Here is a 9,515-nt window from a genome sequence, read left to right as displayed (position 1 = left end):
TTACTACAATTACCACAGGCCTCACAGCTACAACGGCGGGATCGCCCCTGCGGTGGCCGAAGAAAAACCTAAATCACTGTCCGGTATTAGTTGACCACTACAAAGTTTTGCCCGTCTTCGAGGAACAGGGGGATGATGGCATTCTGCAATATCAATTCCCGGACACCCACAAGGGCGGCAGATGGAGAACCACCAAGCCACGGCATGAAATAGCGGCAATGAAGGAGTTTGTGGACCAAAAGAACAAGAATCTTAGAAAGCTGTGCAAGATGGGAAGAGCATGGAAGAACAAGCACGGCGTTTATATGGGTGGGTTACTGATTGACACGCTGGCTTATAACTTTCTGAAGTCCACCGACACATATGACAACAAGGGTGAAGCCTCTTACGGCGAGCTTTGCCGCGACTTCTTCGAGTTCTTAATGAATCAGCCCAACCAGGACCATTACCAGGCGCTTGGAAGCAACCAGGATGTGAAGGTAAGAAAGAAGTTCCAACGTAAAGCCAGAAAGGCCTACAAACTCACATTGAAGGCCATAGAATCTGGCACTGAGAACATCGCCAATCAGAAATGGAAGAAAGTTTTTGGGCGTCCTTTCCCTGCTGCAATCCAAGATAATGCACTAAAATCTTCTCATACCTGGCGGAATACCGAGCAATTTATCGAAGATGAACATTCCATAGACATTCGTTATGGCATAGACATGGACTGTGATGTTATCAAACAGGATGGATTTAGAGCCGGAGCGTTGAGAGCAATGCTAACCACGGGCATTCGGATCACTCCCAAAAGAAGGCTCAAGTTCACAGTTACCTCATGCGACGTTCCACCCCCGTATACTCTGAAATGGAAAGTCCTGAATAGAGGAGAAGAAGCGCAACGGCGCGATTGTATTCGCGGCCAGATATTTGTCGATACTGGAACCAAGTCCAATAACGAGACAGCAGACTTCAAAGGCGAACACGTTGTGGAGTGCTACGCTATTAAGAACAATGTTGTTGTCGCGAAGTCACGAATTTCCGTGCCCATAGAATAACAAGGACTCATCTAATGGATATAAATTTATCTATAAGGGATAGGGCTGGTAAGACTTTCACACTGAAAACCTCGGAAGAAGCGCGTTCCTTACTAGAGGCGGAAGTACAATATTGGTCCGAGGCAAAAGCAAAGCTTGGGAAGAATCTTACAGGAGCACTTCCATCAATCCCCCAGAACATCAAGGCCTTTCTGGATCAACTTAAATTCTTTGAGGAAGCAGAGTCTTCGGACCCCAAACCCTCAAACATCAATCAGGTGAATCAGAAATTCCAGCAATCAAAGCAGCAATTCACGAACTGGGCCACTCAGAACTGGATATATCGCGGAAATGCTTTCACAGAAGCCATGCTCGCTGCCTTCGAGTACTCACAGGAATCAGGCAATGCTTTCTTGGACGCCATAATCAATAACCGAGCCCACCTACATGGGAATCCGCCATCACTGAATACCTTTACAGGCATATTGATGGCCTATGAGTATTACTTTCAAGACCGCTCACATCTTGTTAAGCGCCGTAACGCAGAGAAAAAATCATTCACAACTCTTAGGAATGACCTTGAAGATGAGCGCAACAGGCTGGTATCCGAGATAGTGGAATTTCGGAACGAGATCGATTCCTGGAAAGATGGAACGCAGGAAGACTTCAAGGGCTGGTTTGGTCGGATACAGAAGCAGACCGCAGAATGGTTTACCCATCACAAAGAGCGGTCGGACGAGGCCATTGACGATCATTCAGCGCTCTTTAATAAAATGGCAGATCATGCGGTCAGTCGTGTTCAGGAGCTTGAAGAGCTTTATCGGGAAAAGCTGCGTCTGGCCGCGCCTGCCACTTACTGGGCAAATCGCGCCAGGAACCTGAATTTTCAAGGGTTACTGTGGGCCTGCCTCCTGATCGTAACCTCTGTTGCAACTATCGCGGGAGCTGGCTGTTTCTTCTGGGGTTGGCTACATAAAGAGCCTGTGCCATTTGGCTTGCAGAGCTTGCAAGGTGTCGCTTTATTTGGCGCTACTGCCGCCGCTGCTGTGTTCCTGATCAGAATGTTGTCAAAACTGACTTTCAGCGCCTTCCATCTACAACGTGATGCCGAAGAGCGGGAACAGCTCACCCACCTGTATTTGGCCTTGATTCATGAAGGCGCCCTGGATACTGATTCACGGGATATTGTGCTCCAGGCCCTGTTCAGCCGCGCCGATTCTGGCCTGCTTGGCGGTGACCACGGGCCCACCATGCCTAGTCCGGCAGACATCATTGCTGGCGTTTCCCGGGTAAAAAGCTGATGTTTTTCAACCGGTTAATCACATATTTCTCTCAGCAGTGCCGTCAACCGTCGGTTGACAACATGCATCTGATGCCGGGCTATTTCTGGCACAACCCCCCCCTCACAGGGTCATTCAGTTGGCTGCTGCCCGGGGCGAGAAAACCGCTCAAAAGGCGGTTTTCTCATGTCTGGCCTGCCGGTTATTGTCCGGGCACCCGCTTCAGCTGGCTAACTCCAGGCTCGAGTTCCGCATTGCAACGCCGCAAGCCGGCAAGTTATAATCGCACCAACACAACCGCCACGCTTAGTGCCTGCAAGGGTAACGCGCAACCTTGGCGGTTTTTTTATGCCTGCTTACAACGCATTGTCTTCGGAGGCAGGCATGCCTGAACAGTACAAAAAACCTGCGCTTACCTTTGAGCAGCAACTGTCTCACCTGCAAAACCGTGGCTTGGTGATTAACGATCAGGCTGATGCCTTGCTAAAGTTGTCTGCCATCAGTTACTACCGCCTCAGTGGTTATTGGTTTCCTTTCCGTTTACGGGATAAGAACGGCCAGCCAGAAAATCATTTTATTGCCGGGACAGGTTTCGATCAGGTACTGGAGCTATATGAATTTGACAGGCATTTGCGCGCTCTAGTGATGGACGCCATTGAACGGGTCGAAGTGGCTGTTCGTACGCGCATCACCTACCACATGGGGCATACTTACGGCGCTTTTGGCCACACAGTCGCCGCCAATTTCCATCCGAAATTTGATCATTTTAATTGGCTAAAAAAACTGGAAATGGAAGCCAGCCGATCCTCCGATCAGTTTGTTCGCCATTACAAAGAAAGATACAACGGCTTTCCAACATTACCCGTATGGATGCTGACTGAAGTCATGAGCTTTGGTGCTTTATCCTTCTTTTACAAAGGATTGAAAAATCCCGATAAAAGAGCTGTAGCGGCCTACTTTAACCTGCACCCAAAACGCTTGGGAGACTGGCTGCATACTCTGACATATGTCCGTAATGTCTGTGCGCACCATAGTCGTCTCTGGAATCGGGAGCTGGCCATTCGGCCCGATAAAGCAAAGGAGCCAGAGTGGCAGCCCCCTGTAACCCCACGGAATGACAGGCCTTTCTATATCCTGCTGATGCTGCGTTATTTATTGCGACAATCGGGCAATGGCGATGAGTGGGCAGTACAAATAGATAGGCTGCTGACACCTATTACACAAACCAATACATACCGTCTTGCCATGGGCATACCGGAAGATTGGAAGGATCACCCCCTGTGGAAATAAAACCGAATATTAAATTCCAGGAAGAATACAGTGCCAAACTCCCAGCACTGACGCTGCTTACTAACCTGGGCTGGTCTTTTATTTCTCCTGAGAAAGCCCTGGCGGCCCGTGACGGCAAGGCCGATGAGGTAGTGCTGCGCAAGGAACTACGTGCCGAGCTACAGAAACGCACTTTCACCTTTTCAGGAAAACGCTATCCGCTATCGGAAAAATCCATCGACAACCTGATTGCCGAGGTATGCAGCCCGGCCTTGAACGAAGGGCTTCTCACTGCCAATGAACGCCTCTACAACCATCTTCTGTACGGCATATCCGTTACTGAATTTGTTGATGGCAAGAAAGCCAGCCCGACCATAGCCCTTATTGACTGGCACGACCCTGCCAACAACAGCTTCGTGGTTACTGAGGAATTTACTGTTACCCGGTCTGGTGGCGTGGAATCACGCCGTCCGGATATCGTCTGTTTTGTGAATGGTATTCCGCTTGTGGTGATTGAAGCCAAGCGCCCGGACGGGAGCTCGAAGAAAGGGCCAACCATTGACGAGGGTATCTCGCAAAGCCTGCGCAATCAGCGGCACGACGAAATCCCTTTGCTGTTTGCCTACAGCCAGATGCTGCTTTCCATTAACGGCAACGAAGGCCGCTATGGCACCTGCCACACCCCGGCCAAATTCTGGTCGGCCTGGCGAGAGGAAGATATTACTGATGCCGATATGGCTGCTATCAAGAACAGGGTTCTGTCGAGTGAGCAGCTTGCGAGCTTGTTTAACCATCGCCCTGCAGCCGACCTGGAGTGGTATCAAAACCTGATCGCCGGGGGCGAGTTGGCGGTAACCGGCCAGGATCAACTGCTGATTAGCCTACTCAGCCCTGCTCGCCTGCTGGAGATGACCCGGTTTTTTACCCTTTTCGATAAGAAGGCCGGCAAGATCGTAGCTCGCTACCAACAGGTTTTCGGCATCAAGCGGCTGATCGAGCGCATCAATACCCGTACCCCTGGAGGAGGCCGTGAGGGCGGTGTTATCTGGCACACCACAGGTTCGGGAAAGTCGTTCACGATGGTCTTTCTAAGCAAGGCACTGATTCTGCACGATAGCCTGAAGCAGTGCCGCATTGTGGTTGTCACTGATCGGGTGGATCTGGAGACGCAGCTCAGCAAAACCTTCGCCTCGGGTGGCGAGCTGGCGGGCAAGAAAGACAAGAGCGCAGCGATGGCCACCTCTGGCAAGCGCTTGGCAGAGCAGATTGGCAAGGGCACTGAGCGAATCATCTTTTCACTGATCCAGAAGTTCAACACCGCCACCAAGCTCCCTGAGTGCGTCAATCTTAGCGCGGATATTATCGTGCTGATCGATGAAGGGCATCGCAGCCAGGGCGGTGAAAACCATATCCGTATGAAGCAAGCCCTGCCTAATGCCTCTTTTGTGGCCTTTACCGGCACGCCCCTGCTCAAGGATGACAAGACCACCAATAAGTTCGGCCCCATCGTGCACGCCTACACAATGCAGCGCGCCGTGGAAGACAAAACTGTTACGCCGCTGCTGTATGAAGAGCGCATTCCTGACCTTGATGTGAATGAGCGCGCCATAGATAGCTGGTTTGAACGCATCACCGAGGGGCTATCAGATGAACAGAAAGCCGACCTGAAAAGAAAATTTGCCCGCAAAGGTCAGGTGTATGGTGCTGACGATCGAATCCGGATGATTGCATTGGATATTGCCAACCACTTCGTCAAAAACATTGATGAGGGCCTGAAGGGGCAACTCGCCTGCGATAGCAAGGCTGCTGCTATCAAGTATAAGCAATACCTGGATGAAGCCGGTTTGTTTGAATCAGCGGTGGTAATGAGCCCACCAGACACACGGGAGGGCAATACGGCTGTCGATGAAGCTGCCACACCGGAGGTCTCCCAGTGGTGGAAGGACAACGTGGGTAGCCAGGATGATCAGGCTTACACCAAGCACCTGGTTGAGCGATTTGAACAGGATGACTCACTCAAGATACTGATCGTGGTGGATAAGCTGCTGACGGGATTCGATGAGCCAAGGAATACCGTGCTCTACATCGACAAGCCACTTAAGGAGCACAATCTGATTCAGGCTATTGCCCGGGTTAACCGGCTACATCCCAAGAAGAAGTTTGGCCTGTTAATCGACTATCGCGGCATTCTTGCTGAGCTGGATACCACTATCCAGAAGTATCAGGATCTGGCCTCGCGCACCCAAGGCGGCTACGACATTAACGATATTGCCGGCCTCTACAGCCAGATGAGCACCGAGTACAAACGCCTGCCACAGCTATACAAGCAACTCTGGGCGATTTTTGACGGCGTCAAGAATAAGAACGACATTGAGCAACTTCGCCAGGTATTGGTACCGAAGATTAAGGAAAACACGTCTTCCAAGGCTGGTGAACAGGGTGAATTGGTAGATGTTAACCTCAAGGTGCGTGAAGACTTCTATGAGGCCTTAACTGCTTTCGCCAGTTGCCTTAAAGTGGCCCTGCAATCAGCAACCTTCTTCGAAGACAAGAGCTTTAGCGATGACGATCGCCGCCATTACAAGGAGACCGTCAAGCAGTTCTCCAGCCTGCGCCAAATGGTGCAACGAGATGCCGGCGAAAAGGTCGACTATGACGAATATGCTGAGCAGGTAAAAAAGCTTCTGGACAAGCATGTCGTCGGCGTAGATGTCAAAGAACCTGGCGGTGTGTATGAAGTCGGCAAGATGGGCCAAAAACCGCAACCGGAAGACTGGAGCGAAGAGAAAACCCGCAATGAAACCGATATCATCAAGACTCGTGTAACCCGAATGATCGAGCAGGACCTTCGAGACGACCCCTACGCACAGGAGGCGTTCTCCAAACTTCTGCGCCAGGCAATTGAAGAAGCCGAGAAACTGTTTGACCACCCCCTTAAGCAATACATGCTGTTCCAGGAGTTTGAAGAACAGGTCCGGGACCGCAAGTTGAGTGATATTCCGGATGCCTTTTCCGGTAATCGCCATGCTCAGGCGTATTTTGGCGTATTCAAGAAACTATTGCCCGAAGCTTTAGCTGTCATGGACCAACAAATCCAAGACAAATGGGTGAAGCTCGCCTTTGATGTCGACCAGTCTGTGGAAGCGTCTGTTGCGGAAAACTCCATTAACCCACAGAACATCGAAGCCGATATTCGCAAGAAGCTTCTTCCTCGCATGTTCCAGGAGTGCAAAGCCATTGGTGGCGGCATGGACCAGGCAAAAAAAATCGTGGAGATGGTAGTGCAGATTACCCGTGTCGGCTTGAGTGGGATGTAAATCTGATGGGAGTTCCGATCAGAACTGCTGGGCAACGCTTGCATTTTTGCTACGGCGACGAGCACATTTCCTTTGAGCGCATCGAGAGGCCGAAAGCCACGGGAAAAGTCCTGATCAAGGTTCATCCTGACTGTCGCGTAATGGCCTTGGTGCCCCACAATACAAGTAACGACGCTGTCCTGATGGCCGTAAAGAAACGAGGGCGCTGGATTTACGAGCAACTGCGCGACTTCCGAAGACAGATGGAACACGCCACGCCACGCAAGTACATCAGTGGTGAAAGCCACTATTACCTTGGCAAACAGTATCTTCTCAAGGTGATTGAGGCACCTAATCGGGCTCCAACCGTCAAACTACTGCGCGGAAAGCTGGAAGTTTCTGTAAGAAGAAAAAGCCCTCAGAAGGTACGTGAACTTCTGGCCGAGTGGTACAAGGCACGCGCCAAGGAAACCTTTTCCAAGCGGTTAGACGCCTTATTGGAGCAGACACTCTGGGTGCCCGGCCGCCCTCCCATTCGCGTTTTGACTATGAAAACTCAATGGGGAAGCTGTTCACCAAATGGCAGGCTCACCCTCAACCCCCATTTGGTTAAGGCACCAAGAGAGTGTATTGATTACGTCATCCTGCACGAGCTTTGCCATATCGCCGAACACAACCACAGCGAGAGGTTTTATCGGCTCATGGCACAGGTAATGCCAACGTGGGAAGCCACCAAGGAGCGATTGGACGGCATGGCCAGCCGGATATTGGACTTGTAACGGCTAACGACGCGCCGGCACACACCAAGTGGAAGAAGAGGGCTATCATGAGCATGCCGATAACGAAGGGGGCGGCATTACAGAATCTCCTTTCCCACAAGGGGATCATTCCCCCTTGTAATAGACAGCTTGATCGACTGATCACATACTGTCCGCTCCTGGGTACTTGTCAGAAGAGCCAAAGCCATGAAACCAGAGGTAGAACGCCCAAAAAACAGCGATGCGGTGAGAAAGCCTCCTCGCAAGGAGAACCCTCCTTTCTCGGAGATCGATTTGCTGAAAAATCTCGACGCGCATGGTGCTCATGCTGATGAGCTCGCCCTGCCTTCAGCTTCTGAGATGGGGGAGTGATGGTGAACCCATCAAGACACGGTGAGGTTGTTATGCACAACCATCCGCACCCAGGAGAAGTCCTGAAAGAAATGGTGATGGCACCCTTGGGTCTATCCGTAACCGAGGCCTCAAGCCGTTTCTCAATATCTCGTGCCGATATGCTGAGCGTGTTAAACGGCAAGGCAGGCATCAGCTCTGATCTGGCTGAACAGCTTGAATTGGCAGGGGCCGGCACTGCGCGTGCATGGCTTGCTTTGCAAGCCAACTATGACTTGTGGGCGTCCCAGCAAGACAGGAAATAGCCTGTTCACCGGTACCGGTAGACCCCGCTACCAGATCGTTTCGCATACGAAACCGCCTGGATTTCACAATAAAAAAGCCTGGCTATAAAGCTAGTCTTTGACCACTTCATAGTTAGTTAGATCAGGCAGGAAAGAAGCGGAGGACCCACATACGTCGCATAGAACCTTAACGACAGACTCCACTTCCACCATGGCAGAGATTTTCATTTCCGCCTCCAAGCTTATATGAATGGGCAGTGTTACTGTTCCGAAAGAAGCTCGCTCGGGGAAACACCAAGCGCGTTGCTGATTTGATGAATTTTCAGCAGGGTGATGTTCTTCTCGCCACGTTCAATATGGCCCATATAACTACGATCAAGGCCAGCCTGACTCGCAAGTTCTTCCTGGGACAGCCCTCTCTCCTTACGCAAGGCCCTAACCTTTGAGCCAAACGCCTGTAGACGAGCATCTTGCATGAAAGTCTCACCTTAAAAGTGAGGACTATCATTTTTTGATGCCTATTCATCCACGGACTATAATGCTCATTTTCATGTTAAGGGAACTATGCACATCCAAAGAAATTCATCCTGCCCATGTGGGAGCGGAAAAAAGTTTAAAAAATGCTGTATTAACAGGCAGTTGCCGGCAGATTCCATCTACCAAGAGGCTTTCTATAACGTCATCAATCAAGCACTTCCATACCCGATCGGCTCGCCAGCCGAAAATTCCGTCGAATTCCAGAGGCTTGAGGACTGGGCGAATTCCTATCTATCCCAAATAAACCAAGACCATCCGTTATATTCTGTCCTCTCAGACCACTTGTGTACGCACCAGCAAATTATTGACCTCGCCAAAAGCCTGCAAATCTGGGATTACATATCAGTGGCAGAGCCTCTCTTTGACGCCTGGCTGTCAGCGCAAAATGAGTAATTTTGGATTTGACCTATCAGGAAGGCCTTTCATGTCCATATCTCTTCATATGTACATATACGATTAGGGCCAGCTATATAACCCGTACGTCCGGGCCTTCCAGGGTATGTTCATAGTAAGGCGCGTTTTCCGGCACCATCACATTCAGATGCCGCTCCAGATCGCCGCGCACATCCGGGTCGGCATTTTCGTTGATGGTCAGCGAGGCGGAGGTGTGCTGGATAAAAAGATGCAGCAAGCCCACCTTCACCTCTGCCAGCTCCGGCAAGCCTTGCAGCACCTCACGGGTCACCAGGTGACAACCACGGCGTTGTGCCGCCAGCGTCAACGT

9 protein-coding genes and 1 pseudogene are annotated in these 9,515 nt (G+C 50.9%); 8 read left to right on the top strand and 2 right to left on the bottom strand.

Translation table 11 applies throughout. The annotated features are described in order from the left end of the window. The 7 genes from AXW11_RS04535 to AXW11_RS04505 form a co-directional block, all read left to right on the top strand. Nucleotides 1–1,037, top strand: a 1,037-nt coding sequence (locus tag AXW11_RS04535) for a nucleotide-binding domain-containing protein (protein WP_286791945.1), incomplete at its 5' end; no start/stop codon positions are given. A gap of 14 nt (nt 1,038–1,051) precedes the next feature. Then, complete coding sequence (locus tag AXW11_RS04530) at nt 1,052–2,317, top strand: DUF6161 domain-containing protein (protein WP_103917326.1); 1,266 nt, start codon at nt 1,052–1,054, stop codon at nt 2,315–2,317. 363 nt (nt 2,318–2,680) lie between these two features. Further along, entirely contained in the window at nt 2,681–3,586 is a 906-nt protein-coding gene (locus AXW11_RS04525) for an Abi family protein (protein WP_103917327.1), read from the top strand. Then, nucleotides 3,577–6,882: a type I restriction endonuclease subunit R gene (locus tag AXW11_RS04520; protein ID WP_234999969.1), complete on the top strand. Its 3,306-nt coding sequence runs from the start codon at nt 3,577–3,579 to the stop codon at nt 6,880–6,882. The genes AXW11_RS04525 and AXW11_RS04520 overlap by 10 nt, the downstream gene beginning before the upstream one ends. 5 nt (nt 6,883–6,887) lie before the next feature. After that, nucleotides 6,888–7,640, top strand: a complete 753-nt coding sequence (locus AXW11_RS04515) for a M48 family metallopeptidase (protein WP_103917328.1) — start codon at nt 6,888–6,890, stop codon at nt 7,638–7,640. Between the two features lie 186 nt (nt 7,641–7,826). Continuing rightward, nucleotides 7,827–7,991: a hypothetical protein gene (locus tag AXW11_RS04510; RefSeq protein WP_200819531.1), complete on the top strand. Its 165-nt coding sequence runs from the start codon at nt 7,827–7,829 to the stop codon at nt 7,989–7,991. A gap of 32 nt (nt 7,992–8,023) precedes the next feature. Next, nucleotides 8,024–8,275 carry a HigA family addiction module antitoxin gene (locus AXW11_RS04505; RefSeq protein WP_103917460.1) on the top strand — a complete coding sequence of 84 codons (252 nt, stop codon included), beginning with the start codon at nt 8,024–8,026 and terminating at the stop codon, nt 8,273–8,275. Between the two features lie 239 nt (nt 8,276–8,514). On the opposite strand, the gene AXW11_RS04500 is transcribed toward AXW11_RS04505, so the two are convergent. Then, nucleotides 8,515–8,730: a helix-turn-helix domain-containing protein gene (locus AXW11_RS04500; RefSeq protein WP_103917329.1), complete on the bottom strand. Its 216-nt coding sequence runs from the start codon at nt 8,728–8,730 to the stop codon at nt 8,515–8,517. An 88-nt stretch (nt 8,731–8,818) separates the two neighbouring features. On the opposite strand from AXW11_RS04500, the gene AXW11_RS20795 reads away from it, so the two are divergent. Continuing rightward, nucleotides 8,819–9,184, top strand: coding sequence for a YecA family protein (locus AXW11_RS20795; RefSeq protein WP_103917330.1), 366 nt, complete (start codon nt 8,819–8,821; stop codon nt 9,182–9,184). A gap of 88 nt (nt 9,185–9,272) precedes the next feature. Here AXW11_RS20795 and AXW11_RS04495 read toward each other — a convergent pair. Then, nucleotides 9,273–9,512: pseudogene (locus tag AXW11_RS04495) on the bottom strand (secondary thiamine-phosphate synthase enzyme YjbQ); the annotation flags it as partial. Between the last annotated feature and the right edge of the window lie 3 nt (nt 9,513–9,515).

This window comes from Marinobacter sp. Hex_13 (assembly GCF_001566815.1).
GTDB classification, from domain to species: Bacteria; Pseudomonadota; Gammaproteobacteria; order Pseudomonadales; family Oleiphilaceae; genus Marinobacter; species Marinobacter salarius.
This window is presented reverse-complemented; position numbering and strand designations above follow the sequence as displayed.